Source organism: Gibbsiella greigii, from assembly GCF_039540155.1.
In the GTDB taxonomy this organism is placed as follows: domain Bacteria; phylum Pseudomonadota; class Gammaproteobacteria; order Enterobacterales; family Enterobacteriaceae; genus Gibbsiella; species Gibbsiella quercinecans.
The window spans coordinates 188,146-214,076 of sequence record NZ_BAABEM010000022.1 but is presented as its reverse complement, the minus strand read 5'-3'; the positions used below and the strand labels follow the sequence as shown (position 1 = coordinate 214,076).

Below are 25,931 nucleotides of genomic sequence, written 5' to 3'. Positions count from 1 at the left end.
ACTGAGCGTTGTCTGGCTGGCGCCACGGCCACGAAAAAATGCCAGTCAGGATGAACTGACTGGCATCATACTGGCAGTTGGGCGAGATCGGCCGCTTACCCAGCGATAATCACCGCTACCTGGTCGCCTCGGGATGCTCCTGCACCTGGGCGCTGCCCATAGCGTTGGCGTCACCGACCATTGAACGATCGTTACGCACTTTGGCAACCTCTGAAGCGGTGATCGGTTTGGCCTTATTGCCCCAACTGCTGCGGATAAAGTTCACCACATCCGCTACCTGATTATCATCCAAACGCCAGCCAAACGGCGGCATGGTGATATTGGAAACGGCACCCTGCACCGCCGGCGTGGTGTTGCCGGTCAGCACAATATGAATCAACGACGTCGCATCGTCCGTCTGCACCACTGCGTTCCCTTTCAACGCCGGGAAGGCGCGCGAGTAACCCATGCCATCGGTACGGTGGCAAGCGGCGCAGTTATCCACGTACACGGCGGCGCCGGGCTTGCTGTCATTACCGCGCCACAGTTCCCTGGAGGTGCTATCCTCAACCGGCACCGCCTGTGACTGACCACCCTTCGGCGCCAGCGTTTTCAGATAACGGGCGATGGCGGTGATGTCGTCATCGCTTAAGTATTGCAAGCTGTGCTCGACCACATCGCTCATGCCGCCGAACACTATCGACTTATCGTTGCGCCCGGTTTTCAGGAACTCGCGCAGTTCATCTTCACTCCAGGTGCCAAGGCCATCACGGTGCTCGCCACGCAGACTGGAAGCCACCCAACCGTCGATAGGCGCATTGCTGCCGGCAAGATACTCATCCCCGTCTTGATTACTCAACGCCTTTTCTTGCATGGTGATGCTGCGCGGCGTATGGCAGGCGCCACAGTGCCCCAGCCCCTCCACCAAATAGCGGCCGCGTTCAATCACCGGATCGGCATTGGCATCAGCAACAAAATCCGCCGGCGCAGGTGCAAAAATACCGCGCCAGATACTCAGCGGCCAGCGCATAGACAGCGGCCATGGAATATCGGATTCCCGGTTCGCCTGTTCCACCGGCGCCACGCCGTGCATGAAATAGGCATACATCGCGCGCATATCGTCTTCTTTCACCAGGGCAAAAGACGGATACGGCATCGCCGGGTATAGCGTGCTGCCGTTTTTGGCAACGCCTTTACGCACCGCGTTGTCAAAATCTTCAAAACTGTAATCGCCGATACCGGTTTTTTTATCCGGCGTGATGTTGGTGGAATAGATCGTGCCGATCGGGGTTGCCATCGCCAGGCCGCCGGCAAAAATCTTACCGTTGCCGCCATTGGTGTGGCAGGCCACGCAGTCGCCGGCGCGCGCCAGATATTCGCCGCGCTGGATCAGTTCACTGCTGACCGTGGCGTCCTGCGCCCAGACCGAAAAACTTAACGCACTGGCCAGCAGTGCGGGTGCAAAAACTTTCATCATCAGCCGTCCTTATGCCTGTACCAGTGGGCCTGGGTTCTTCAGATATTGCTCACGGATGGCACGCGCAGACCAATACGCCAGTGCCGCTACGGTGCCGGTTGGGTTATAGCCCAGCCCCTGCGGGAACGCGGATGCGCCGATGGAGAAAACGTTGTGCACATCCCAACTTTGCAGATAACGGTTCACCGCGCTGGTTTTCGGATCTTCCCCCATCACCGCCCCACCATTCATATGGGTGGTCTGGTAGCTGGTGGTATCAAAATGGCTGTTGGCGTTTTTCGGGCTGCCGGTGATCAATTTCGGCTTCATCGCTTTGGCGATCGGCGCCATTTTTTCATACATGAACTGAGCCATGCGGATGTCGTTCTCTTGCCAATCGAACGTCATGCGCAACAACGGCTGGCCGTAGATGTTTTTATAGTTGGGATCCAAATCCAGGTAGTTCTGGCGATAGGACTGGTGCGCGCCGTGCGCATCCATCGACAGATGATGGGTATAGGCATCCGCCACTGCCGCCTTCCATTTGCTGCCCCACGCCGGGGTGCCCGGCGGGGTCGGCAAGCCGGAAATCGGTTTGGTGCCCGCCTGGTTGACCCACATCGGCGATCCGCCCACAAAACCGGCCTGCGCGTGATCGAAGTTATCCGCGTTGAAATCGTCCACCCCGACGCCGTTACCGCCGGCGCCGATGAACGGGTTGGTGAAGGTGTCTTTATCAAAGAACGCTTTGATGGTGGTCATGTTCTGGTAAGCAAAATTACGCCCGACCACACCTTCGCCCGTCAGCGGATCGTACGGTTTGCCGATGCCCGACAGCAGCATCAGGTGCACGTTGTGGAACTGGAATGCGCCCAGGATCACCAAATCCGCCGGTTGTTCAACCTCACGCCCCTGAGCATCAATGTAATTAACGCCGGTGGCACGGGTTTTATCGTCGGTCAGGTTGACCTTCAGCACATAGGAATTGGGGCGCAGTTCGAAACGTTTTTCCCTGCGCAACGCCGGCAGGATATTGACGTTCGGCGAAGCCTTGGAATACATGTAGCAGGCGTAGCCGCTGCAGTAGCCGCAGAAGTTGCACGGCCCCATCTGCGCGCCGTAAGGGTTGGTATAGGAATCAGACGTGTTCGCCGAAGGCAGGTTATACGGGTGGTAGCCCACTTCCAACGCCGCTTTTTCAAACAGTTGCGCCGAGAAGGTGTTTTTTTGCGCCGGCAGCGGAAAGTCGTCAGAGCGATCCGGTGCAAACGCGTTGCCGCCTTTGCCTTTGCCAACCAGTTTGCCCTTCACCGTCCACGCGGTGCCGGAGGTGCCAAACACCTTTTCCGCCTTGTCGTAGAACGGCTCCAGTTCGTCGTAGCTGACGCCGAAGTCCTGAATGGTCATGTCCGGCGGGATAAAATGCTTGCCGTAACGTTCTTCATAGTGGCTGCGCATCCGCAGTTCAATTGGATCAACGCGAAAATGCACGCCGGACCAGTGCAACCCCGCCCCGCCCACGCCAGTGCCCGGCAAAAAGGCCGCCAGTTGGCGATACGGCATGGCGGTCTGGCTGGTGTTGTGGCGAATGGTCACCGTGCTTTTCGATAGATCCTGGAACAGTTTGCGGCGAATGTTATAAGTTAACTCGTCGATCACCTGCGGGTAGGAGCCGTCCGGGTAGGTATCGCGCATTGGGCCGCGCTCTAGCGCCACTACGTCCAGGCCGGCTTCGGTCAGTTCTTTCGCCATGATGGCGCCAACCCAGCCGAAGCCAACGATCACCACGTCTTTTTTCTTCATTAAATTGGCCATCGTTATCCTCTCTCCCCACGAATTGATACCGGTGGGAAGGGATAACGTTCCCCTCGCTCAACCCAGTCCATAAAATCGGCGCGTGCGCCCGGAAAGTTAATCAGCGTCCAGCCCACCATGCCTTTATTGCCGCCATGGATAGGATCGCTGAAGAAGCCTTCACGGGTGTTTTGCAGCAGGTAAGAGAAAAACAGCGCGGAAGGCACTTGCTCAAACTGCGCCGTGCCGGATTCGAATTGGCTCAGCAACGCATCCTGCTGTGCGCCGTCCAGTTCATTAAAGGCTTTGCCGGTGGTTTTTTTGCTATAGGTTTGCGCATCGGCGATGCCCAGATTGTAGATTTGGCGCGGCACCAGCGGCAGTTGATAGCCCAGCTCTTTCGGCGCCTCCGGGTGAAACGGGCCCTGCATATACCAAATAGCGCCGGTGGCATAGGGCGTATTCATTTGGCGATCGATAAACTCCGGCACGCCGGCTTCCAACGCGCCGGCGCCGTGCTCGTCTGCTGGGATCAGGCGGGCCACGGCGGCCTGAATAAAGGCCCATTCTTCCGGAGTAAAGAACGTAGGCTGATAGTCATTTTTGGTTTGCGTGGCGTTGGCTGCTTGCGCCGCCGCAGGGGCCACCAGCGCCCCTACGCTGCCACTGCCGATCACTGCTGCGGGGATTAAGGTCATCGATTTCAATAAAAAATCGCGCCGTGAATTATGAGTTATATTGTCCGACATATCACATTCCATCCAAAGATAATCACAACTATTTAACCTCAACCTTGTTGCTTATGCGGGTTTTGAACACAATTTGTAACTTTTTTATCTATTTATTGGATGCCTAAATGTGAACGTTAACAGTGACGTTACCGGTAACTTATTGAATGAACGTAAAGTTTTCTCTATTAAGGTAAATTTAGCTTTTAGTGCGTTTTTTCACTAACAGTGTGGGATTAGCCGGTGTTTTGAACAGTGCCCGACGGGGCGTGAAAAAAACAAAACCGGCCTGAACGGCCGGTTTTAGCATGGAAGGTTTGGCGCTTTACTGCTGCATCGCCATCGCCTGGTAAGCGGTGTTCACTTTCCACAAATAGCGCGGCGCCTGCGGCGCAGGATGGTTGCGCTGAATATGCTGGTAAAACGCTTCCGGGCTCATCTGATTGATGCGGTTCACCGCCACCCGTTTATCTTGGGCAAACGTGCGCAACATCGCACCGGTGCCATTGACATAAGAAACGATGGTGGCGTAGCGCAGGGTCTGCGGGTTGCTGATACCGGCAAGCTGTTGGTTTTGAATAATATTGATATAGGCGGTTCCCAGATCAATATTAACCGCGGGATCCTTCAGTTCACGCGAGCTTGGTTGGCCGTTTTTACCTTTCATACGGTAAGCATCGCGGCCGGCGGTTGATGCCTTCAGTTGCATCAGCCCCACCGCATTGGATGTGCTGACCACGTTTGGGTTAAACCCAGACTCAACCTGAATAATCGCCTTAATCAAGGTTTCATCAACGCCATAGTTGTTTGCCGCCTGGCGGATGTAGTCATTATAAGCAACGGGCGTACCGGTATGGTTATTTGCCCCGCTCTGTGGTGGCTTTAGCCAGCCGTTACGCGGCTTGCTGCCTGAATTATTATCCGCCGTTCGCGGGCCTTGCGCGCACCCCGCTAAAACCATGATCGCCACCAGGCAGCCTATTTTTAAATTCACAGAATTCGTAACCCCTTTCAATAAATTGCGCAGCATATCCGGCTAATAAGAATGCCAGTATTGATTTATTAGACTGATCTCACGCTATTCATATACCAAGGGAGGATTTTTGAGTCAATCAGCAGGCGCCTGTTTTGCGGCGCTATTTCATTATTCTCAGGCGATGCCAAGCCCGCAGAAGCTTAATGAGTTACACCCTGACACACAACATGGTATAAATTCGCCGATGAACACGTGTTATTAACCCAAAAGCAACATTCAAACTCGCGCTATCGGCTCTTGACTTCAGCTCAATTGATATTGATAATCATTTTCATTTAAGACGAAAGGAGTCATCATGTTTTTGAAATCACCATCCCTTTTGCGCCCTCTGGTGCTGTTCTCCCTGCTGTGTTGTGCCCTTTTCACCAGCCAAGGCGCGTTCGCTGAAAAGAAACTGCGCGTCGTCACCACCTTTACCATCATTCAGGATATTGCGCAAAACGTGGCGGGTGATGCCGCGATCGTCGAATCCATCACCAAGCCTGGGGCGGAGATCCACGATTATCAGCCCACCCCGCGTGATATCGTTAAAGCACAGCATGCCGATCTGATCCTGTGGAACGGCATGAATCTGGAACGCTGGTTCCAGCGTTTCTTCGATAACATCAAACAGGTGCCGGCCGTTGTAGTGACCGATGGCATCACGCCATTGCCAATCCGCGAAGGGCCGTATAACGGTAACCCTAACCCGCACGCCTGGATGTCGCCGAGCAATGCCCAGATTTATATCGAAAACATCCGTAAAGCGTTGGTGCAATATGATCCAGCCAACGCAGAAACCTACAATCGCAATGCCAAGGTCTACGCCGCCAAAATCGCCGCTCTGGATGCGCCGCTGCGTGAGCGCCTGGCGCGCATCCCTGCCGGCCAACGCTGGTTGGTGACCAGTGAAGGCGCATTTAGCTACCTGGCAAAAGACTATCAGTTGCAAGAAGTTTACCTGTGGCCGATCAACGCCGATGAACAGGGTTCGCCGCAGCAGGTGCGCCGGGTGATCGACGCCGTGCGCGCCAATAATATCCCCGTGGTATTCAGCGAGAGCACCATTTCCGACAAGCCCGCCCGCCAGGTGGCAAAAGAGACCGGCGCCAACTATGGCGGTGTACTGTATGTCGATTCACTGTCCGCCGCCGACGGCCCGGTGCCGACGTACATAGATCTGCTGAACGTGACCGTACAAACCATCGCCAAAGGATTCAACCAATGAAGACAGAGGGGACCTTCATACGCCCGGAACTGCACGTTGATAACGTTACCGTCACCTATAATAATGGCCACACCGCGATTTTTGATGCCAGCTTTACGTTGGCCGGCGGCACCATCTGCGCACTGGTGGGGGTAAACGGCAGCGGTAAATCCACCCTATTCAAAAGCATCATGGGGCTGGTGCACCCCACCCGCGGCAGTGTGCGGCTCAATAATCGCCCGGTGGCACAGGCGCTGAAGAAAAACACCATCGCCTATGTGCCGCAAACCGAAGACGTTGACTGGAACTTCCCGGTGCTGGTGGAAGACGTGGTGATGATGGGCCGCTACGGCAAAATGAATTTTCTGCGTATTGCCGCCAGGGAAGATCGGCTGCGCGTTGATAACGCGTTGGCGCGCGTGGGCCTAAGCGAACTGCGCCAACGCCAGATCGGCGAGCTTTCCGGCGGCCAGAAGAAACGCGTATTTCTGGCGCGCGCCATGGCCCAGCAAGGTTCGGTGCTGTTATTGGACGAGCCGTTCACCGGCGTGGATGTGAAAACCGAAAATGCCATCATTGATCTGCTGCGCGCGCTGCGCGATGAAGGCCACCTGATCCTGGTGTCCACCCATAACCTGGGCAGTGTGCCGGAGTTTTGCGATCGGGTGATCCTGATCAACCGCACCGTACTGGCCGCCGGCCCGACGGAAACCACCTTCACCCAAAGCAATCTGGAGCAGGCTTTTGGCGGCGTTTTACGCCACATCAACCTCTCCGGCTCCGCACTGCATGACGATAATGATGCGCGCAGCGTCACGGTGCTGACCGATGATGAACGCCCGGCGGTATTTTATGGCCACACCAAGAGCGATCCGCCAACCCAGCGCCAATCAACGGAGAAACAGCCCTGATGATGGAACTGCTGCTGCAACCCTTTCATTACAATTACATGGTGAAGGCCATCTGGGTCAGTGCGATAGTCGGCGCAGCCTGCGCCTTTCTTTCCGCCTACCTGATGCTGAAAGGTTGGTCGCTGATGGGCGATGCCTTGTCCCACTCGGTGGTGCCCGGCGTGGCGGGCGCCTATGCCCTTGGCCTGCCCTATGCCGCCGGCGCGTTTTTTACCGGCATGCTGGCGGCGCTGGCGATGACGCTGGTGCGCCATGTGACCCGTTTGCGGGAAGATGCAATCATCGGCTTTATTTTTTCCACCTTCTTCGCCGTGGGGCTGTTGATCATCTCTCTTAACCCCACCTCGGTAAATGTGCAGTCAATCATCTTTGGTAATATTCTCGGCATTGCCGATGAAGATGTATTGCAGGTCGAGATCATCATCGGGGTTTCCCTGGTGATCCTGTGTCTGCTGTGGAAAGACTTGCTGGCCGTGTTCTTTGATGAGAATCATGCCGTCTCGATCGGTCTTTCTCCACTGCGCCTGAAAATCTTGTTTTTCACCCTGCTCAGCGCCTGCACCGTCGCCGCCTTGCAAACCGTCGGGGCGATACTGGTGATTGCCATGGTGATCACGCCGGGAGCCACCGCCTATCTGCTGACCGATCGCTTCAGCCGCTTGGTTGCCATCGCAATTCTGATCGGCACGTTCACCAGCGGCATTGGCGCCTATATCAGCTTCTTCCTGGATGGCGCCACCGGCGGCGTGATCGTTACGCTGCAAACGCTGGTTTTCTTGTTGGCGTTCGTTCTGGCGCCCAAGCATGGCCTGCTAGCCAACCGGCGCCGCGTAGCGCGCGCTGAACATGCGGAGGACAACTGATGGAGACGCTTTATCAACTGCTCAGCGAGCCTTTCGCCTATCCCTTTATGCTACGGGCGATCATTGCCGCCATCGTTACCGGCGTGGTGTGCGCCGTGCTGTCTTGCTATCTGGTGCTAAAAGGCTGGTCGCTGATGGGTGATGCCATTTCGCATGCGGTGCTGCCTGGCATCGTGCTGGCGTTTGTGCTGGGTATTCCGCTGGCGATCGGCGCCTTTCTTTCCGGCATTTTCTGCGCGGTGGCCACCGGCTATCTGAAGGAAAACAGCCGGGTGAAAGAAGACACGGTGATGGGCATTGTGTTTTCCGGCATGTTCGCGCTGGGCCTGGTGCTCTTTGCCCGTATCGACACGGATCAGCATCTGGCGCATATCCTGTTTGGCAACATGCTGGGCATTACCGACGGTGAGCTGCGGCAGACCCTGCTGATTGCCGGAATTACGCTGGCGGTGGTGCTGTTGAAGCGCAAAGACTTCATGCTGTACTGCTTCGATCCCAACCATGCACGCGTTATCGGGCTGCCAGTGAAGCTGCTGCACTATGGTCTGCTTTGCCTGCTGGCTCTGACCATTGTCGCTTCGCTGCAGGCGGTAGGGGTTATTTTGGTCATCGCCATGCTAATTGCCCCCGGCATTATCGCTTTCATGCTATGCCGCAGCTTTGATCGCATGCTGATTGTCGCCACGGTAGTTTCCGTCTTCTCCTGTGTGCTTGGCACATTGATCAGCTTCCATATCGATGGCGCGACCGGCCCGTGCATTGTTATCGTGCAGGCGGTGTTGTTTGTCATCACCCTGCTCTACGATCGCTTAAGTAAGTTACAACGTCACTCATTCAGCTAGCGATTGCACGTTCCGACGCATGCTTCCCCCGGCGGCCCCGCGCCGCCGATTTTCACTCCTCCGCCCTTAACGGCCAATATTGCGAGCCAGGGCTGTACTTAATTTAACCGATCACGTATATATTCAGTGCTAATGCGCCGCGGGGCGAAATAAGGGCTGCCGATGATCTCAGTCTGTGCGCCGCTTCGTATTCTCACCGCAGTTAAAGACGTTAAGCTAATGAAACAGCAGGCAACACGGAGGGGAAGACCATGTGGCAAGCTATTAGCCGTCTGTTAGGCGAACACCTTGGCAGTGCAGAGATCCGTGAACGAACCGAACTCCCCGGCGGGGAAATCCACCCGGCGTGGCGCGTCGGCTATGGTGAACATGAGGTGTTTGTGAAGTGCAACACCCGCGAGTTGTTGCCGGTTTTCACCGCCGAGGCCGATCAGTTGGCCCTGCTTGCGCGCAGCAATACCGTGAATGTGCCGCAGGTGTATGGCGTGGGCAGCGGGCGCGACTACAGTTTTCTTCTGCTGGAATACCATGCGCTAAAACCGCTGAATGCCCACGGCGCTTACTGCCTGGGCCAACAGTTGGCCCACTTGCACCAGTGGAGCGAACAGCCGCAGTTCGGCCTGGATTTCGATAACGATCTTTCCACCACGCCGCAGCCCAACGCCTGGCAGCGGCGCTGGGCGCAATTCTATGCGGAACAGCGGATCGGTTGGCAGTTACAGCTCGCCGCGGAAAAGGGCATGACCTTCGGCGATATCGACCAGATTGTCGATATCGTCTACCAGCGCCTGCAAAACCATCAGCCCCAGCCCTCGCTGCTGCACGGCGATCTTTGGCCTGCCAACTGCGCCCTGGCGGCGCAAGGCCCGCTGTTGTTTGATCCCGCTTGTTACTGGGGCGATCGCGAATGCGATCTGGCGATGCTGCCGCTATACCCGGAACTGCCCGCCCAGATTTATGACGGTTATCAGAGCGTATGGCCGCTGCCGGCGGCGTTTATTGAACGCCAGCCGTTGTACCAGCTGTATTATCTGCTCAACCGTAGCAACCTGTTTGGCGGCCAGCACCTGGTGGCGGCACAGCGGGCGGTGGAAGCCTTGCTGCACAATGGCGCATAACGCGCCGCCGCGCCCGGCGCTTAACCGGCGGCCAGTTGGCCCAGCAGTTTCAGCACAAAATAGGCCACCAGCGCCACCACCACCGGCAGGATATACAGCGGGAAGTATTGCAGGAAAATGGTGTGATGCGGCAGCGTAATACGCGCTTCAAGTTGTTCACGCGTATGCCCTTCGCTGCCCTTCGCCTGCTCCAGGATCATTTGGTCTTCCAACCCCTCACGGATAAACTTCACCTGGCGCGACATGCGCGCGCCGGAAGCCTGCAGCGCCAGCCCGACGAAGATCAAAAAATAGATGACAAGAAACATCAGGTTGGCGCCACTGAATACGCTTTTATCAACGTCCGGTACCGGCGAGTTGTACCAGAAAATATTCAGAAACGGCGTATTAAAGCGCACCATATCCACCATGACGTGAATAAAATCCAGCATAACCGCATTGATGCCCTTGGTTTTTTCGCTGTGCTGATAAACAAAGCTCAGCAGAGAAATCAGCGTTGAGAGCAGTGCCGGGATAAAAACCACCCACCCCAAAATGCGTTTCACAATGGCGATACGCCCTGCCTGTTGATACGTCATTCCTTCCCCTTGTTAGCGACGCAGTCGAGAGGCTAAGTTTACCCGCAGTTGGCAAACCGCGCCCACCGTTTTCTTGATTTATAGCAGGATCATGGCGCGGAGGCGGGCAAAAAGTTTAGTCTGGCGGGCCGTGGTGGTAGAGTAGCAGCCCCACTCACCAAGCCCACAGGAGTTGACCTTAATGGCTTATTCGCACCGTATTGATACCGCTATTTTCGACATGGACGGTCTATTGATTGATTCTGAACCGCTGTGGCTGCAGGCCGAACTGGATACCTTTGGCGCACTGGGGCTGGATTTGTCCGAGCGCCACAAACTGCCGGATACGCTGGGCTTACGTATCGATCTGGTGGTAAAACTGTGGTACCAGGCGATGCCATGGCAAGGTGCGTCACAGGAAGAAGTGACCAAGCGGATCATCGAACGCGTGATTGAGCTGGTTAACGAAAAGCGCCCCCTGTTACCCGGTGTGCGCCATGCGCTGGAGCTGTGCCGCAGCCTGGATCTGAATATCGGGCTGGCTTCCGCATCCCCGCTGCATATGCAGCAACAGGTGCTGAAAATGTTCGATTTGGAAAACTATTTCGATCAACTGGTTTCTGCCGAATACCTGCCATACAGCAAGCCGCACCCGCAGGTCTACCTGCTGGCCGCAGAGCGCCTGGGCACCGATCCGCTGCGCTGCGTAACGCTGGAAGACTCCTTCAACGGCATGATTGCCACTAAGGCGGCGCGCATGCGCTCCATCGTGGTTCCCGCCGTGGAAAACCGCCATGATGCCCGCTGGGCGTTGGCCGACAGCAAACTGAACGCCCTCACCGAGCTCACCGCAGAGCACCTGTCTTAACCTCATTCCCGTGCAGGCACCATACGGCCGATGCGCCAACGTGGTGCTGCCCGCCATGCATTGCTCATTCGCTATGCCGCTTTCAATCAAAAATGCACCAAGCCGTTATAAAATCAGCTAAAAATACACGATTAGTTACAGCGTCACGGCTTTTACTGCCGATGAATTTACATTATACTGGATAAATTACCAGCTCAACATCCGGAATAATCACTGCATGACCGCGGAAGGGCACCTTATTTTCTCTGTCGCTTGCGCGATCTTGGCCAAGAAGGCGGAAGTGACGCCTGATATCGCCAGCGGCGACTGGTGGCACATCATTCCTGGCGCCTTGCTGACGTCGCTGCTGCCGGATATCGATCACCCCAATTCGGTGTTGGGGCAGCGGCTGCGCTGGGTTTCGGCGCCGATTGCCCGTGCCTTCGGTCACCGCGGCTTTACTCACAGCCTGTTGGCTATCCTTGGCGGCATCGCGCTTTTCCACATGAATATCCCCCGCGGTTGGTTTATCCCGGCCGACGCCCTGCATGCCATGATCATCGGCTATTTCAGCCACCTGCTGGCCGATATGCTCACGCCTGCTGGCGTGCCGTTGCTGTGGCCCTGCCGCTGGCGTTTTTGCCTGCCGCTACTGAATTCGCAAAAAGGGAACCAATTGGAGCGCGCGCTGTGCCTGTGCCTGGTGGCTTTTGCGCTTTATTGGCAGGGCGGCTATACCTTCCCGGTTCAATCGTATGTCGAACAGATAAAAAACTTCAGGTTTTAATCCTGCGCGCGCCCTGCTCTGGAAATAGCAAAAAATTATATTTAATTCCATTCAAGTATAAGCTGCGCCAACGCCGAACTGTTAGGATACGCGGCTTGCTACAGTTTGGTGCGTAGCTATATTGAAATAAGTAAATATTATGGAGAATCGGGATGAATCTACCACTCGTTGTCAACGTACTGGTTTTTGTCGCCCTGCTGCTGCTGTTGGCGCAAACCCGTCATAAGCAATGGAGCCTGGCGAAAAAAGTCTTGGTGGGTCTGGTGATCGGCGTGCTGTTTGGCCTGGGCCTGCAATGGGTATACGGTGCGGACAGTCCGGTACTGAAAGCCTCTATCAGTTGGTTTAACATTGTCGGTAACGGCTATGTGCAACTGCTGCAGATGATTGTCATGCCGTTGGTATTCGCCTCGATTCTGAGCGCGGTCGCCAAGCTGCATAATGCTTCTTCGCTTGGGAAAATCAGCGTGCTGACAATTGGCACCCTGCTGTTTACCACGCTGATTGCCGCGCTGGTCGGCGTGTTGGTCACCAATCTGTTCGGCCTAACCGCCGAAGGGCTGGTGCAAGGGGCACAGGAAAGCGCTCGCCTGTCCGCAATTGAAACCAACTATGTGGGCAAAGTGGCCGATCTGAGCGTGCCGCAATTGGTGCTGTCTTTCATACCGAAAAACCCGTTTGCCGATCTGACCGGTGCCAACCCAACCTCTATCATCAGCATCGTGATCTTCGCCGCGTTTCTGGGCGTGGCGGCGTTGCAACTGCTGAAAGATGACGCGGCCAAGGGCCAACGTGTGCTGACCGCCATCGACACTCTGCAGTCCTGGGTGATGAAGCTGGTACGCATGGTGATGAAACTCACCCCTTACGGCGTGCTGGCGTTGATGACCAAAGTGGTGGCAGGTTCTAACATTCAGGACATTATCAAGCTCGGCAGCTTTGTGGTCGCCTCTTATCTGGGCCTCGCCATTATGTTCGTCGTGCACGCCCTGCTGCTGTCACTCACCGGCGTGAACCCGGCCCGGTTCTTCCGGAAAGTGTGGCCGGTACTGACCTTCGCCTTCACCAGCCGCTCCAGCGCCGCCAGCATCCCGCTAAATGTGGAAGCGCAAACCCGCCGCCTGGGCGTGCCGGAATCCATCGCCAGCTTTTCGGCGTCCTTTGGTGCCACCATCGGCCAAAACGGCTGTGCGGGCCTGTATCCGGCCATGCTGGCGGTGATGGTCGCGCCGACCGTCGGCATCAACCCGCTGGATCCGGTTTGGATCGCCACGCTGGTGGGGATTGTGACCATCAGCTCCGCCGGCGTTGCCGGTGTAGGCGGTGGTGCAACTTTCGCCGCGCTCATCGTCCTGCCGGCGCTCGGTCTACCGGTCACCTTGGTCGCCCTGCTGATTTCCGTGGAACCGCTGATCGATATGGGCCGTACCGCGCTGAACGTCAGCGGCTCGATGACGGCAGGCACCTTGACCAGCCAGTTGATGAAGCAAACGGACAAGGCCGTGATGAACAGCGAAGACGACGTCGAGCTGGCCCATCGTTAAACCTACCACTTAACCGCCTCTCCCGAACGGGAGAGGCGCTATTTCCCCCTCGCTGCCGCCGCGCTTAAAACGGATAATCCCCGTAGCCCATTTGTTCAGAAATTTTCCGCCCCGCCGCCTGTAACCGCGTAATGTAATCCGCTTTAATCTGTTCAGAAAACCGAATGGTCGGGAATGAAATGCTCAAACCAGCAATCACCACGCCGAAGCGGTCGAAAATCGGCACCGCAATACAGCGCAGGCCAATTTCCTGCTCTTCATTATCTTCGGCAAACCCCTGTTGCCGCACCTGTTCCAGCGCCGGCAGCAGCTCGGCAACGCTGCTCAGGGTGTTCGGCGTGCTGCGCGTAAAGACCACGTCAGCAAGGATGGCGCTCGCCTCCGCCCGGCTGCGCCAGGCCAACAGCACCTTACCTATCGCCGTGCTGTATAACGGGTTACGGCGGCCGATGCGCGAATACATCTGCAGGTTATACAGCGCATCGATTTTATGGAGATACACGATGCTGTCGTCATCCAATGCCCCGACGTGAATAGTTTCGCGGGTATGTTTTGACAGATCACGCATCTGAACATCCGCAATGCGGATCAAATCAACGTTCTGCAGCGATAAGGCACCCAGCTCGAACAGTTTAAGCGTCAGCGAGTATTTGTCCGTATCTTCTTCCTGCGCCACATAACCCAGCGCCTTCATGGTTTGCAAAAAACGGTAAACCGTGCTCTTGGACATCATCACCCGCTGGGCAAGCTCGGTAATACCGAGTTCGCGCGCGTCGCCGAGCGCCTGCAGGATACCGAATACTTTCAGCACCGATGACACCGCGTCGGGTTGTTTGTCTGGCTGTGCATTGGTCATCGTTTTTCCTTACGAACGTTCTGTTTTATCAAGTTAAACCAGGATGCAGTATAGGGGCATCGCCCGCCGCCAGCAATCAGGCTGCCGGCAACATCGCCATGCGGCCAATATAGCGGCGCTCATCATCGCTATTTACAATTAGCGCGCCACAGAAGAGTGATTTCATCGGCGATTATGATTAGCATGTTAACTTTCTCCCGGATTAACCACCTCAGGACTGATATGGGTTCTTGTACCGATGGGCTTCCCCTTCCCCAGCGCTATGGCGCGATTCTGTGTATCGCACTCGGCATTACCGTTTCCGTCTTGGACGGCGCCATCGCCAACGTTGCGTTGCCGACGATCGCGCGCGATCTTAACGCCAGCCCGGCAGCCTCGATTTGGGTGGTGAATGCCTATCAATTGGCGATCGTCATTTCACTGCTTTCGTTGGCCTCGCTGGGCGATATGATTGGCTACCGCCGCGTTTATCAAACCGGGCTGTTGGTCTTTAGCATCACCTCGCTGTTTTGCGCGCTGGCGGACTCATTGCTCACTCTGACCATCGCCCGCGTGCTGCAGGGGTTTGGCGCCGCCGCCATCATGAGCGTCAACACTGCGCTGATCCGTATCATCTACCCACAAAAGATCCTGGGGCGCGGTATCGCCATCAACTCGCTGATTGTCGCCTTCTCCTCTGCGGCAGGCCCGACTATCGCCTCAGCAATCCTTTCAGTTGCCTCCTGGCAGTGGCTGTTCGCCGTTAATCTGCCCATCGGTATCCTGGCGCTGCTGCTGGGCCTGCGATTCCTGCCGGCCAACAGCCAGAAAAGCAACAATAAACGTTTTGATCTGATCAGCGCACTGATGAATGCATTGACTTTCGGGCTGTTGATCAGCGCCATCAGCGGCTATGCCCAGGGTATGAGCCTGCGGCTGATCGCCGGTGAATTGGCGCTGCTGCTGGTTATCGGCTATTTCTTCGTGCGCCGCCAACTCAGCCAGGCGTATCCGTTGCTGCCGGTGGATCTGCTGCGCATCCCTATTTTCTCACTGTCGATGGGCACCTCCATCTGTTCGTTTGCCGCCCAGATGCTGGCGATGGTTTCGCTGCCCTTCTTCCTGCAAATCGCCCTGGGGCGCACCGAGGTGGAAACGGGGCTGCTGCTAACGCCATGGCCGCTGGCGATTATCGTGGTTGCGCCCATCGCTGGGCGCCTGATAGAACATATTCATGCGGGATTGTTGGGCGGCATTGGCCTTTGTGTCTTTGCCCTGGGGCTATTCTTGCTGGCATTGCTACCGGCGCAACCGACCAACATCGATATCATTTGGCGTATGGTGCTGTGCGGCGCGGGCTTTGGCCTGTTTCAGTCGCCCAATAACCACACGATTATTTCCTCCGCACCGCCTAACCGCAGCGGCGGCGCCAGCGGGATGCTCGGCACCGCGCGTTTGCTGGGCCAGACCTCCGGCGCCGCGCTCGTGGCACTGATGTTCAACTTGTTCCCCCATTCGGGCACGCACGCATCGCTGGTGCTGGCCGGTATCTTTGCCGCCGTGGCCGCCGTGGTCAGTAGCCTGCGGATCACCCAGCCACGCGCATCACAGGCGGGAAGCCAGGGTGAAAACCGCTAGCGCGGCGCGTGTAGGCCAAATAAATATCCTCCGGCATAGCCGGAGGTTTTTCAGATGCGCCTATAAGGCTCTCTTACCAGCCGCGCCCTAACAGGCGCATGCGTTCTGACATTTGCATCAAACTTCGTTACTTACGGCCCGTAAACGGGCTTCCCGGATAAGGGATCGATAACTGCTCGCCCATTTTATCCTCTTCAAGTTGGTGCTTTATGTATTCCTGTATCTTCGCAGTGTTCTTCCCCACCGTATCTACGTAGTACCCCCGGCACCAGAACTCCCTGTTTCTGTAATTGAATTTCAGATCGCCAAACTGCTCATAAAGCATCAGACTGCTTTTCCCTTTCAGATACCCCATAAATCCGGATACGCTCATTTTAGGCGGGATTTCCACAAGCATATGGATATGATCTGCGCAGCATTCAGCTTCCAGGATCCGTACGTTTTTCCACTCACACAGCTTTCTTAAAATGCTGCCTATCGCCAGACGTTTCTCTCCGTAGAACGCTTGTCTTCGGTATTGTGGCGCAAAAACTATGTGATATTTACAGTTCCATCGGGTGTGCGCTAAGCTCTTTTCGTCCCCCATTGGGACCCCCTTTTGATTTCTTGTTGAACTTTTGCAGTTGCCAGACCGCAAGGTGTTTTAACAAATCAAAAGGGGTTTTTATAACTGGCTTAAAGCTGAAAGCTTTCCGGAACTCCCAGCCTAGCTGGGGGTTTTCTATAGACAAAAAAACCGCTCGCCTAAGCGAGCGGTTTTTCTGCAAGCCGAAACGGCTGGCGTTACTTCAGATATTGGCCGGAACGTAGCGCTTCAATACGTTTATCCAGCGGCGGGTGCGACATGAACAGCTCGCTGAACGACTTGGATTTACCGTTGATGCAAAAAGCCATCATGCTGCCCGCTTCCTGCGGTTCATAGCTGGTTTTCAGCCGTTGCAACGCGGCGATCATCTTCTCACGGCCCACCAGTTTGGCAGAGCCGGCGTCGGCGTGGAATTCGCGGTAGCGCGAGAACCACATGGTAATGATGCTCGCCAGAATACCGAACACCAGTTCAAGCACCATCGATACGGCAAAATAAATCATCGGGTTGCCGTTGCCTTCCCCCTCGCCGTCACGGTTGCCCAAGAAGCCGGCGGCCACCTGCGCAATCAGGCGCGAAATAAAGATCACGAAGGTGTTCACCACCCCCTGGATTAGCGTCATGGTCACCATGTCGCCATTGGCAATGTGACTGATTTCATGCGCAATCACCGCCTCGGCCTCATCGCGGCTCATGTTCTGCAGCAGCCCGGAGCTCACCGCAACCAACGATGCGTCGCGGCGTGCGCCGGTCGCAAAGGCGTTGATATCCGGTGCGTGATAGATAGCGACCTGCGGCATAGCGATACCCGCCTGCTGCGCCTGACGGCCGACTACGTCTACCAACCAACGTTCGGTTTCATTACGCGGCTGTTCAATCACTTCTCCGCCCACGGAGCGCAGCGCCATCCATTTGGACATCAGCAGTGAAACAAACGCACCGCCAAAACCAAACAGGCCGGCCATGATCATCAGGCCCTGAACGCTACTGGATTGGATTCCTGTCAGACTGAGCACCAGTCCGAAAACCAACATCACCGCCAGGTTGGTGAGCAGGAACAGAGCTATACGCATCATAAAATGTTTGCTTCCTCGTAAATGTTAACAAATGCTGCCAAAGATACCCTTGATCGTATGGGCATCTGTCACAATTTCAAGAGCTACCTGTGATTAACCTACTAAAAATACGAAACTTTACAAAATCAGCGCTTTCGCTGGAGATTGCCAATTGTAAACGGTTGTTGCATTAAAACGTAAAATTTAGCGAATTAGATCGCACTAAACCAACATTGGAATGAATGATGGCGGCAAGGTAACACGCAGCGTGGCTAAAATGACTGCGCATAACAGCCCAAATCCAAATAGAAAGAAAAACGCCCCCGAAGGAGCGTTATATTTTAGGTTATTTCGCCGGCTGCGGCTGTTTTTCCAGCCGCCAGAGATCAAGCGCGATATGCACGGTTTCATCCAGGTAAGGATCGGGCTCCTGGTAATCCTTCGGCAAATCCTCAAGCGACTTCAGCGGTTTCTTGCCGGCGCGCGCCAGACGATCGTTAATCCGTTGCAGCCGGGTTGCGTCGTCATCGTGGTTCTCTTTTTCACGCTGCGCATAGTTCAGAGAAACGATGTTGCGTTTGTCTTTCAGCGCTTTGTAACGCGCAATATCCTGGGCGATGTATTGGAACTCCGGATCCTTGGCGATACGCTGCTCATGGTCTTTCAGCAGTTCCGGCTCAAACGGTTTCAAATCACCAAACCGGGTGTAGGTTGCCGCATTGATGCTATCCCACGGCATGGCGTTATCTTCAAAGCTTTCGCCCGTTTCAGCCGGATCGATACCGGTCGGCATCAGGATATCCGGCGTCACCCCTTTGCGCTGGGTGCTGCCGCCGTTAATGCGATAAAACTTCTGGATAGTGTACTGCACCGAGCCCAACGCCGGCCATTCCGGGCGCAGCATCTGGTCGTAGATGCGGTTGAGCGAACGGTACTGCTGCACGGTGCCTTTCCCGAAGGTCGGCTCGCCGACGATCAGCGCGCGGCCATAGTCCTGCATGGCGGCGGCGAAAATCTCGGAAGCCGAAGCGCTGAAGCGATCAACCAGCACCACCAGCGGGCCTTTGTAGTAGATAACGTCATCGGTATCGGCGTCTTCACGGATTTTGCCGTTGTTGTCACGCACCTGCACCACCGGGCCGCTTGGGATAAACAGGCCGGAAAGCGAAACCGCTTCGGTCAGTGCCCCACCGCCGTTGGAACGCAGATCGATCACCAGGCTTTTCACGTTTTGCTTGGCCATCTTCTGCAACTGGACTTTCACATCGTCGGTCAGGCCAACGTAGAAGCCCGGGATATCCATCACCGCAACTTTGTCTTTGCCCACGGTTTTGATGGTCATTTTCACCGCTCGGTCTTCCAGGCGGATACGCTCACGGGTCAAGGTCACCACGCGGGTCTTGGTGCCCTTACCGGCCGGCAGGATCTCCAGGCGCACCTTGCTGCCCTTCGGCCCCTTAATCAGGGAAACCACGTCGTCCAGGCGCCAGCCGATGACATCCACCATCGGCTTGCCGGTCTGGCCAACGCCAACGATACGATCGCCCACGGTGATCGCTTTGCTCTTGGCCGCCGGGCCGCCCGGCACCATGGAGTTGATCAGGGTGTAGTCATCATCCATCTGTAACACGGCGCCGATGCCTTCCAGCGACAGGCTCATCTCGGTATTGAACTGCTCGGTGTTGCGCGGCGACAGATAGTTGGTATGCGGATCGATTTCATGCGCGAACGCATTCATGATCAGTTGGAAAACGTCTTCGCTATTGCTCTGCGTCAGGCGCTTGATGGCCGACTGATAGCGTTTGGTCAGCGTTTCGCGAATTTCTTTGTCGTTTTTGCCCGCTAGCTTCAGGTTGAGACGATCGTACTTAACCTTCGCATCCCACAGGCGATCTAGCTCGGCCTTGTCTTTTGGCCACGGAGCTTTGCTGCGATCGATATCGATCGTGTCGTTGCCGGTGAACGCCACCGGTTTATCCAGCAGCGTTAGCGCATAGCTGTAGCGCTCGAAACGGCGTTTCTGCGCCAGATTGTACAGCGCGTAGGCGGTATCCAGCTTGCCGCTTTTCAGCTCTTCGCCGATCTGGTTGCGCTTGTCTGCGAACTGCGCCACGTCGGATGCCAGCAGCACGTTATGGTTGTAATCCAGCATATTCAGGTAGCGATCGAAGATCTTGCCTGAAAACTCTGCATCAAGGGAAAATTGGCGGTAATGAGAGCGGGTGAAGCGCGAAGTCACGCGCTCACTCACTGTCGCATGCTGGGGTTCCTGATGGAGCTGCGGCAGTTGATCAATGCGGATGTTGGCGGTATCCGCACCAAAACTGACGCCAGCCCACAGCAGGCCAGCCACTGCGGTCAATCTGACAAATTTGTTCATGCCTTAGTTGGCCTCCGTATCAGAACTGCAAGTGTTCTGCGCGCACAATCATCGCCAGACCGGAAGATAGCTGCACACGTACGCCGTCTTTAGCGACTTCAAGCACGGTGGCATCCATAGCGTTCTTGCCAGCTCTGACTTTGATTTCCTGACCAATTTGCAGTTTCGATATATCCGTAACTGGCACTGGGCGAGGCTGACGTTCCTCTTTTGCCGCACGAGGTTGACGTGCTTGCTGCGGGCGGGCTTGTGAGCGCGGCTTGCGGCCTTCCGGCGCAGCCCCGGCTTCACGGCGTGCAACCGGCGGTTTGCCGGCGGCGCGTGGGCGACGTGGTGCATCCGCAGCAGCGGCGCCAGCGGCCTCGCGCTTCTTGGCATTTTGCTCGGCACGCTGTGCCTGAACGCGCGCTTTGGCTTCTTCAAGCTGTTGGCGGGCATGATCGACGTGCTGCTGTTCCAGCTCACCACAAGGGTTACCGTCAAGATCAACGCGCTGTGCGCCTACTTTGACACCGTACAGGTAGCGCCAGCTTGAGGTATACAGGCGCAAAGCAGAACGCAATTGTGTCTTGCTCAGGTTTTCTTCGCCCTGCACACGCTCTACCAAATCCTGAAAAATACCGATTTTCAGCGGACGTGCTTCGCCTTCGGCACTAAAGCAGAGCGGAAAACGCTCGGCAAGAAAAGCAATGACTTCTTTACTAGAGTTCAACTTAGGTTGATTTTCCATGAAATTTCCTGATTACAACGGGTTTGCCAACCAGCGCAGGCATGAACAGGCGTCATTATAATGACGCCATCGGTAATTGCCACGTTAACTGTCGATCAACTTACCGTTGCAGTGACGTATTTCTCACTATCACACTGCTCCAACTGCGCGCAAAGCCCCGCCACCACTGCCTTCAGCCCTAACTCATCCTGTTCGTCGAAGCGTTGATAAACTGTGCTATCAATGTCCAGCACGCCGATAATTTTCCCGCCAACCACCAGCGGCAGGACAATTTCTGCATTGCTGGCCGCGTCGCAGGCGATATGGCCAGGGAAAGCATGCACATCATCAACGCGCTGCACCCGGTTTTCCGCCACGGCCGTTCCGCACACACCTTTCCCCACGGGAATACGCACACAAGCGATTTTGCCTTGAAAAGGCCCCAGCACCAGTTGGGCGCCGTCCATCAGGTAAAAGCCCACCCAGTTGACGTCATCCAGTCGCTCATTAATCAACGCGCTGGCGTTCGCCAGGGCGGCAATAAAATGGCGTTCTCCATCCAGCAACGCCGCCAAATCGCGCGCCAATTCTGCATAGCTTTGTTCTTTGTTCATTTATTAACCATAACACTCTGTTCTGTAGATAACCGAAGCATAACCCGTATAAATAAGCATTAAATGCGTATCGTCACAAGGCCAATCATCCGTTGCTTCACAAAACCCTCTGCCTCAGGGTATGTTTGGCTGCGGCAGAAGTGACACTTTTTTACCATTAATCGCGGCAGGCAGCGCAACTTCCGGCTACGCTGAACAGGCAATGCCAGGCCCGCGCCGCAATCAATATGCACCGTTATCAGCGGTTTATCATCACCAACCCGTAGAGCCGTTTTCCCATGATGGAAATACACGCAATCACCAGCCAACCGCTTAAGCCGCGCTACCAACGCTGCAGCGAATGCGATCTGCTGTTCTGCGTACCACCGCTGGCGGCGAACCAGGCGGCCTTTTGCCCGCGCTGCAACGCCAAAACCCTGCGCGGGCGCGACTGGTCGATGACGCGTCTGACCGCCATCGCGGTGGCGATGCTGCTGCTGATGCCGTTCGCCTTTACCGAACCGCTTATTAACATTCATCTGCTGGGCACCAGTATCAACGCCAGCCTGCTGCAAGGCATCTGGCAAATGAGCAGCCAGGGCAACCCGCTCACCGCCAGCATGGTTGCCTTTTGTACCCTCGGCGCCCCGCTGACGCTGGTGCTTTCCCTGCTCTACCTGCGCATTGGCCATACTTTCGGCATGAACCTGCGCCCGGTGCTGCTGATGCTGGCCCGGCTGAAAGAATGGATCATGCTGGATGTCTATCTGATCGGTATGGCCGTCGCCGCCATCAAAGTGAAGGAATATGCCGACATTCAGTTCGGCAATGGGCTGGTTGCCTACCTGTCGCTTACGCTGCTGAGCATCCTGACGCTGATCCACATGAATCTGGAGCAGCTTTGGGCGCGTTACTACCCGCAGAAGAAACACCGGGAAGGCCCGCCGGAAACCCTGCAGGTTTGCCTGGCGTGCCATTTTACCGGCACCGCCGATGCGCAGGGGCGCTGCCCGCGCTGCCATACCCCACTGTGCCGGCGCCAACCCTATAGCCTGCAAAAAACCTGGGCGGCGTTGATCGCAGCCATGATCCTGCTGTTGCCCGCGAACCTGTTGCCGATTTCGGTGATTTACGCCAACGGCGAGCGCCTTGAGGACACGATTTTTTCGGGCGTGGTGTCGCTGGCGACCTCCGGCAACGTGCCGATTGCCGGGATTGTCTTTATCGCCAGCATACTGGTACCGTTCACCAAAGTGATCGTGCTGATTACCCTGCTGCTCAGCATCCACTTTAAAGCCACGCACAACCTGAAAACCCGGATCCGCCTGCTGCGGCTGGTGACCTGGATTGGGCGCTGGTCAATGCTTGATTTGTTCGTCATCGCGTTGATGATGTCGCTGGTGAACCGCGACCAGCTATTGTCTTTTACCATGGGGCCTGCAGCCTTTTACTTCGGTTCTGCAGTTATCTTAACCCTCCTTGCCGTTAAATGGCTGGATAGCCGACTGATTTGGGATGCGCATGCCACAGGAAATGCCGAATACACCGATTGAAGCACGGGTCACCAAGAAACGCCGCATCTCGCCATTCTGGCTATTGCCGTTTATTGCGTTGTTGATCGCAGGTTGGCTGCTTTACAGCAACTACTTGGAGCGCGGCACCACCGTTACCATTGAATTCCAGTCGGCGGCGGGCATCGTTGCCGGCCGCACGCCGGTGCGCTATCAAGGGGTGGACGTCGGCACCGTGCAATCCATCAGCCTGAGTAAAGATCTGCGCACCATTTTGGTTGAAGCCAGCGTTAAAAACGAACTGGCGGACTCGCTGCGTGAAGGCACACAGTTCTGGCTGGTCACGCCGAAAGCGTCATTGGCCGGGGTTTCCGGCCTGGATGCCTTGGTGGGCGGTAACTACATCGGTATGCTGCCCGGCAGCGGCAAACCGCAAAACCACTTCAGCGCGCTTGATACCCAGCCCAAATACCGTCCGAATACCGGCGAGTTGATGATCCACCTGCATGCCGACGATCTTGGCTCCCTCACCTCCGGCTCACTGGTCTATTACCGCAAGATTCCGGTCGGCAGCGTTTACGACTACACCGTCGCCGAAGGCAATAAGGGCGTGACCATCGACGTGCTGATTGACCGCCGCTTCACCCACTTGGTGAAATCCGAAAGCCGCTTCTGGAATGTCTCCGGCTTTAAAGGCGATGTCAGCCTCGCGGGGGCTTCGGTGCAAATGGAAAGCCTGGCGGCCTTGGTCAACGGCGCGGTGGCTTTCGATTCGCCGGCGCCGGGCACTCCGGCCAAGGCCGATCAAAACTTCACGCTGTACCCGGACCTGGCCCACAGCCAGCGAGGGGTGAGCATCACGCTCGATCTGCCGAGCGGCAACGGCCTGAATGAAAACCACACACCGCTGATGTACCAGGGTCTGCAGGTCGGCACCTTGACCAAACTGACGCTGCAACAAGACAACAAGGTCAGCGGTGAATTGACGGTCGATCCTTCCGTGGTCGATCTGATGCGCAGCGGTACCCGTATTGTGATGCGCAGCCCGAAAATCAGCCTCAGCGATGCCCGGCTAAGCCAACTATTGACCGGCAATACGCTGGAACTGATCCCCGGTGAGGGCGAGCCACAGCAGCATTTCAACGTACTGGATAACAATGAAACGCTATTGCAGCAGCCGGGCGTACTTACCGTTACGCTGTCTGCGCCGCAAAGCTACGGTATCGACGCCGGCCAGCCACTGCTGATCCATGGCATCAAAGTGGGCCAGATCGTCGGCCGCACCCTGACCGGCGGCGGCGTGGTTTTCCAGGCGGCGATCGACGCCCAATATCGCGATCTGCTGCATAAAGACAGCAAGTTTGTCGTCAACAGCCGCGTGGATATTAAACTCGGCCTGGACGGGGTGAACGTGCAAGGCGCCAGCGCCCAGGAGTGGCTTGACGGTGGGGTGCTCATCATTCCCGGCGGCAAAGGCGAACCCGCCCGTCAGTACCCGTTGTATGCCAATGCCGATAAGGCTGCAGCCGGCATCACCGGCGATACGCCGCTGCCCACCCTGACGCTGATGGCGACCAGCCTGCCGGACGTGCAGGCCGGTTCGATCGTGCTATACCGCAAATTTCAGGTTGGCGAGATCGTCAACGTGCGCCCCAAGGCCAATGAGTTCGAGGTAGATGTCTACATTAGCCCGGAATACCGCAAACTGCTTACCGAGCAAAGCATTTTCTGGGCCGAAGGCGGCGCCAGGGTGCAGTTGAACGGCAATGGCCTGACAGTGCAGGCTTCGCCACTGAACCGTGCGCTCAAGGGCGCCATCAGCTTCGATAACCTGCAAGGGGTAACGCTGGACAAAGGTGCCAAACGCGTGCTGTACGGCAATGAGACCGCGGCACGCGCCGTCGGCAGCCAAATTACGCTGAGGACCTACAATGCCAGCAAGCTGTCTTCGGGAATGCCGATCCGCTATCTCGGCATTGATATCGGCCAGGTGGAATCACTGCAGCTCTCGCCGCAGCGCAGCGAGGTGTTGGCCAAAGCGGTGCTGTATCCGGAATACGTCGCTACCTTTGCCCGCGCCGGCACCCGTTTCTCTGTCGTCTCCCCCGAAATTTCCGCGGCCGGGGTCAATAACCTGGATACGTTGTTGCAGCCCTACATTAATATTGAGCCGGGCCAGGGCGGCTCGCGGCGTGAGTTTGAGCTGCAAGAAGCCAGCATCACCGATTCCCGTTACCTGGACGGCCTGAACGTGGTGCTGGATGCCAGCGACACCGGTTCGCTGCAAATCGGCACGCCGGTACTGTTCCGCGGGATTGAGGTGGGGACGGTCACCGGATTCTACCTGGGGGCGATGTCGGATCGCGTGCATGTGGCGCTGCGGATCAGCAAGAAATATCAGAACCTGGTGCGTAACAACAGCGTGTTCTGGCAGGCTTCTGGTTACAATCTGCAGTTCGGCCTTACCGGTGGGATTATAAAAAGCGGTACCTTCCAGCAGTTTATCCGCGGTGGGATTGCCTTCGCCACGCCGCCAAGCATCCCACTGGCGCCTAAGGCTGGGCCGGGGAAACACTTCCTGCTCAATGCCGAAGAGCCGAAGGATTGGCGTTCCTGGGGCACGGCGATCCCGCAAAATTAACCTTACGGCCCCTCACCCTAACCCTCTCCCACAGGGAGAGGGAACCGACTGGTGTGCGTTTTGGCTCCTTTGCCCCTCACCCTGGCCCTCTCCCATAGGGAGAGGGAATCAGCCAGTGCTCGCTTTACCCCCTGCGCTTCTCCCACAGGGAGAGGGTACTGGCCAGTGTTCGCTGCAATCGCTGCGTTTTGTTGAATAGCCTTTACAGTGCTGCTGGCGGTAGACACCTGTTTCACAACGGAACGGCTCCCTCTCCCGCTGGGAGAGGGTTGGGGTGAGGGCAATCCCATCCCCCGCCCGGCATTTTCATGCTAAAATCCCGCCTTTCATTTTTA

Annotated in this window: 22 protein-coding genes; 11 read left to right on the top strand and 11 right to left on the bottom strand. The window is 56.3% G+C overall.

The window, feature by feature from the left end; all coding sequences use genetic code 11:
• Window positions 1–115: 115 nt before the first annotated feature.
• From AC559G_RS16900 to AC559G_RS16885, 4 genes are all read right to left on the bottom strand, one after another.
• Window positions 116–1,453 (bottom strand): c-type cytochrome, encoded by a 1,338-nt coding sequence (locus AC559G_RS16900; protein WP_498913657.1) that lies wholly within the window; start codon window positions 1,451–1,453, stop codon window positions 116–118.
• Between the two features lie 12 nt (window positions 1,454–1,465).
• Window positions 1,466–3,250, bottom strand: a complete 1,785-nt coding sequence (locus AC559G_RS16895) for a GMC family oxidoreductase (protein WP_498913339.1) — start codon at window positions 3,248–3,250, stop codon at window positions 1,466–1,468.
• A 2-nt stretch (window positions 3,251–3,252) separates the two neighbouring features.
• Window positions 3,253–3,978 (bottom strand): gluconate 2-dehydrogenase subunit 3 family protein, encoded by a 726-nt coding sequence (locus AC559G_RS16890; protein WP_438597393.1) that lies wholly within the window; start codon window positions 3,976–3,978, stop codon window positions 3,253–3,255.
• 304 nt (window positions 3,979–4,282) lie between these two features.
• Window positions 4,283–4,951 carry a transglycosylase SLT domain-containing protein gene (locus AC559G_RS16885; protein WP_498913338.1) on the bottom strand — a complete coding sequence of 223 codons (669 nt, stop codon included), beginning with the start codon at window positions 4,949–4,951 and terminating at the stop codon, window positions 4,283–4,285.
• Between the two features lie 337 nt (window positions 4,952–5,288).
• Between AC559G_RS16885 and AC559G_RS16880 the strand changes: the two genes are divergently transcribed.
• From AC559G_RS16880 to AC559G_RS16860, 5 genes are all read left to right on the top strand, one after another.
• On the top strand, window positions 5,289–6,200 hold the full coding sequence (locus AC559G_RS16880; RefSeq protein ID WP_498913337.1) for a metal ABC transporter substrate-binding protein: 912 nt from the start codon (window positions 5,289–5,291) through the stop codon (window positions 6,198–6,200).
• Window positions 6,197–7,090, top strand: a complete 894-nt coding sequence (locus tag AC559G_RS16875) for an ATP-binding cassette domain-containing protein (protein WP_498913336.1) — start codon at window positions 6,197–6,199, stop codon at window positions 7,088–7,090. The genes AC559G_RS16880 and AC559G_RS16875 overlap by 4 nt, the downstream gene beginning before the upstream one ends.
• Window positions 7,090–7,953 carry a metal ABC transporter permease gene (locus AC559G_RS16870; RefSeq protein WP_416260088.1) on the top strand — a complete coding sequence of 288 codons (864 nt, stop codon included), beginning with the start codon at window positions 7,090–7,092 and terminating at the stop codon, window positions 7,951–7,953. Before AC559G_RS16875 ends, AC559G_RS16870 begins: the two co-directional genes overlap by 1 nt.
• Window positions 7,953–8,795: a metal ABC transporter permease gene (locus tag AC559G_RS16865; RefSeq protein WP_498913335.1), complete on the top strand. Its 843-nt coding sequence runs from the start codon at window positions 7,953–7,955 to the stop codon at window positions 8,793–8,795. The genes AC559G_RS16870 and AC559G_RS16865 overlap by 1 nt, the downstream gene beginning before the upstream one ends.
• Window positions 8,796–9,046: 251 nt before the next feature.
• Window positions 9,047–9,913 carry a fructosamine kinase family protein gene (locus AC559G_RS16860; RefSeq protein ID WP_498913334.1) on the top strand — a complete coding sequence of 289 codons (867 nt, stop codon included), beginning with the start codon at window positions 9,047–9,049 and terminating at the stop codon, window positions 9,911–9,913.
• Between the two features lie 20 nt (window positions 9,914–9,933).
• On the opposite strand, the gene AC559G_RS16855 is transcribed toward AC559G_RS16860, so the two are convergent.
• Window positions 9,934–10,491: a YniB family protein gene (locus AC559G_RS16855; protein WP_438597253.1), complete on the bottom strand. Its 558-nt coding sequence runs from the start codon at window positions 10,489–10,491 to the stop codon at window positions 9,934–9,936.
• A gap of 181 nt (window positions 10,492–10,672) precedes the next feature.
• Here AC559G_RS16855 and hxpB point away from each other — a divergent pair, with 181 nt between their 5' ends.
• The 3 genes from hxpB to AC559G_RS16840 all read left to right on the top strand — a co-directional run bounded on the left by hxpB (window position 10,673) and on the right by AC559G_RS16840 (window position 13,648).
• On the top strand, window positions 10,673–11,338 hold the full coding sequence (gene hxpB, locus AC559G_RS16850; protein WP_438597252.1) for a hexitol phosphatase HxpB: 666 nt from the start codon (window positions 10,673–10,675) through the stop codon (window positions 11,336–11,338).
• A gap of 217 nt (window positions 11,339–11,555) precedes the next feature.
• A complete protein-coding gene (locus tag AC559G_RS16845; RefSeq protein ID WP_095848520.1) occupies window positions 11,556–12,104 on the top strand; it encodes a metal-dependent hydrolase in 549 nt (182 codons plus the stop codon).
• 152 nt (window positions 12,105–12,256) lie between these two features.
• Complete coding sequence (locus AC559G_RS16840; RefSeq protein ID WP_498913333.1) at window positions 12,257–13,648, top strand: L-cystine transporter; 1,392 nt, start codon at window positions 12,257–12,259, stop codon at window positions 13,646–13,648.
• 64 nt (window positions 13,649–13,712) lie between these two features.
• On the opposite strand, the gene kdgR is transcribed toward AC559G_RS16840, so the two are convergent.
• Window positions 13,713–14,504 carry a DNA-binding transcriptional regulator KdgR gene (kdgR, locus tag AC559G_RS16835; protein WP_498913332.1) on the bottom strand — a complete coding sequence of 264 codons (792 nt, stop codon included), beginning with the start codon at window positions 14,502–14,504 and terminating at the stop codon, window positions 13,713–13,715.
• Between the two features lie 222 nt (window positions 14,505–14,726).
• Between kdgR and AC559G_RS16830 the strand changes: the two genes are divergently transcribed.
• Window positions 14,727–16,121, top strand: coding sequence for an MFS transporter (locus tag AC559G_RS16830; protein WP_462613642.1), 1,395 nt, complete (start codon window positions 14,727–14,729; stop codon window positions 16,119–16,121).
• Window positions 16,122–16,248: 127 nt separating this feature from the next.
• On the opposite strand, the gene tnpA is transcribed toward AC559G_RS16830, so the two are convergent.
• The 5 genes from tnpA to AC559G_RS16805 all read right to left on the bottom strand — a co-directional run bounded on the left by tnpA (window position 16,249) and on the right by AC559G_RS16805 (window position 21,465).
• Window positions 16,249–16,707, bottom strand: a complete 459-nt coding sequence (tnpA, locus tag AC559G_RS16825; protein ID WP_498913331.1) for an IS200/IS605 family transposase — start codon at window positions 16,705–16,707, stop codon at window positions 16,249–16,251.
• 197 nt (window positions 16,708–16,904) lie between these two features.
• Window positions 16,905–17,783 carry a protease HtpX gene (gene htpX, locus AC559G_RS16820; protein WP_438599272.1) on the bottom strand — a complete coding sequence of 293 codons (879 nt, stop codon included), beginning with the start codon at window positions 17,781–17,783 and terminating at the stop codon, window positions 16,905–16,907.
• A gap of 325 nt (window positions 17,784–18,108) precedes the next feature.
• Window positions 18,109–20,142, bottom strand: a complete 2,034-nt coding sequence (gene prc, locus AC559G_RS16815; RefSeq protein WP_438599271.1) for a carboxy terminal-processing peptidase — start codon at window positions 20,140–20,142, stop codon at window positions 18,109–18,111.
• A 19-nt stretch (window positions 20,143–20,161) separates the two neighbouring features.
• A complete protein-coding gene (gene proQ, locus AC559G_RS16810) occupies window positions 20,162–20,872 on the bottom strand; it encodes an RNA chaperone ProQ (RefSeq protein WP_438599270.1) in 711 nt (236 codons plus the stop codon).
• A gap of 95 nt (window positions 20,873–20,967) precedes the next feature.
• Window positions 20,968–21,465, bottom strand: coding sequence for a free L-methionine (R)-S-oxide reductase MsrC (locus AC559G_RS16805; protein WP_438599269.1), 498 nt, complete (start codon window positions 21,463–21,465; stop codon window positions 20,968–20,970).
• Between the two features lie 281 nt (window positions 21,466–21,746).
• Between AC559G_RS16805 and yebS the strand changes: the two genes are divergently transcribed.
• A complete protein-coding gene (yebS, locus tag AC559G_RS16800; protein ID WP_498913654.1) occupies window positions 21,747–22,997 on the top strand; it encodes a membrane integrity lipid transport subunit YebS in 1,251 nt (416 codons plus the stop codon).
• Window positions 22,966–25,596, top strand: a complete 2,631-nt coding sequence (locus tag AC559G_RS16795) for a PqiB family protein (protein ID WP_498913330.1) — start codon at window positions 22,966–22,968, stop codon at window positions 25,594–25,596. The genes yebS and AC559G_RS16795 overlap by 32 nt, the downstream gene beginning before the upstream one ends.
• Window positions 25,597–25,931: the final 335 nt, after the last annotated feature.

What these genes read in the sequence shown, in the direction of transcription:
- AC559G_RS16900 (WP_498913657.1), bottom strand. Translation starts at nt 1,453, where the DNA reads ATGAAAGTTTTTGCACCCGCACTGCTGGCCAGTGCGTTAAGTTTTTCG.
- AC559G_RS16895 (WP_498913339.1), bottom strand. Translation starts at nt 3,250, where the DNA reads ATGGCCAATTTAATGAAGAAAAAAGACGTGGTGATCGTTGGCTTCGGC.
- AC559G_RS16890 (WP_438597393.1), bottom strand. Translation starts at nt 3,978, where the DNA reads ATGTCGGACAATATAACTCATAATTCACGGCGCGATTTTTTATTGAAA.
- AC559G_RS16880 (WP_498913337.1), top strand. Translation starts at nt 5,289, where the DNA reads ATGTTTTTGAAATCACCATCCCTTTTGCGCCCTCTGGTGCTGTTCTCC.
- AC559G_RS16875 (WP_498913336.1), top strand. Translation starts at nt 6,197, where the DNA reads ATGAAGACAGAGGGGACCTTCATACGCCCGGAACTGCACGTTGATAAC.
- AC559G_RS16870 (WP_416260088.1), top strand. Translation starts at nt 7,090, where the DNA reads ATGATGGAACTGCTGCTGCAACCCTTTCATTACAATTACATGGTGAAG.
- AC559G_RS16865 (WP_498913335.1), top strand. Translation starts at nt 7,953, where the DNA reads ATGGAGACGCTTTATCAACTGCTCAGCGAGCCTTTCGCCTATCCCTTT.
- AC559G_RS16860 (WP_498913334.1), top strand. Translation starts at nt 9,047, where the DNA reads ATGTGGCAAGCTATTAGCCGTCTGTTAGGCGAACACCTTGGCAGTGCA.
- AC559G_RS16855 (WP_438597253.1), bottom strand. Translation starts at nt 10,491, where the DNA reads ATGACGTATCAACAGGCAGGGCGTATCGCCATTGTGAAACGCATTTTG.
- hxpB (WP_438597252.1), top strand. Translation starts at nt 10,673, where the DNA reads ATGGCTTATTCGCACCGTATTGATACCGCTATTTTCGACATGGACGGT.
- AC559G_RS16845 (WP_095848520.1), top strand. Translation starts at nt 11,556, where the DNA reads ATGACCGCGGAAGGGCACCTTATTTTCTCTGTCGCTTGCGCGATCTTG.
- AC559G_RS16840 (WP_498913333.1), top strand. Translation starts at nt 12,257, where the DNA reads ATGAATCTACCACTCGTTGTCAACGTACTGGTTTTTGTCGCCCTGCTG.
- kdgR (WP_498913332.1), bottom strand. Translation starts at nt 14,504, where the DNA reads ATGACCAATGCACAGCCAGACAAACAACCCGACGCGGTGTCATCGGTG.
- AC559G_RS16830 (WP_462613642.1), top strand. Translation starts at nt 14,727, where the DNA reads ATGGGTTCTTGTACCGATGGGCTTCCCCTTCCCCAGCGCTATGGCGCG.
- tnpA (WP_498913331.1), bottom strand. Translation starts at nt 16,707, where the DNA reads ATGGGGGACGAAAAGAGCTTAGCGCACACCCGATGGAACTGTAAATAT.
- htpX (WP_438599272.1), bottom strand. Translation starts at nt 17,783, where the DNA reads ATGATGCGTATAGCTCTGTTCCTGCTCACCAACCTGGCGGTGATGTTG.
- prc (WP_438599271.1), bottom strand. Translation starts at nt 20,142, where the DNA reads ATGAACAAATTTGTCAGATTGACCGCAGTGGCTGGCCTGCTGTGGGCT.
- proQ (WP_438599270.1), bottom strand. Translation starts at nt 20,872, where the DNA reads ATGGAAAATCAACCTAAGTTGAACTCTAGTAAAGAAGTCATTGCTTTT.
- AC559G_RS16805 (WP_438599269.1), bottom strand. Translation starts at nt 21,465, where the DNA reads ATGAACAAAGAACAAAGCTATGCAGAATTGGCGCGCGATTTGGCGGCG.
- yebS (WP_498913654.1), top strand. Translation starts at nt 21,747, where the DNA reads ATGGAAATACACGCAATCACCAGCCAACCGCTTAAGCCGCGCTACCAA.
- AC559G_RS16795 (WP_498913330.1), top strand. Translation starts at nt 22,966, where the DNA reads ATGCCACAGGAAATGCCGAATACACCGATTGAAGCACGGGTCACCAAG.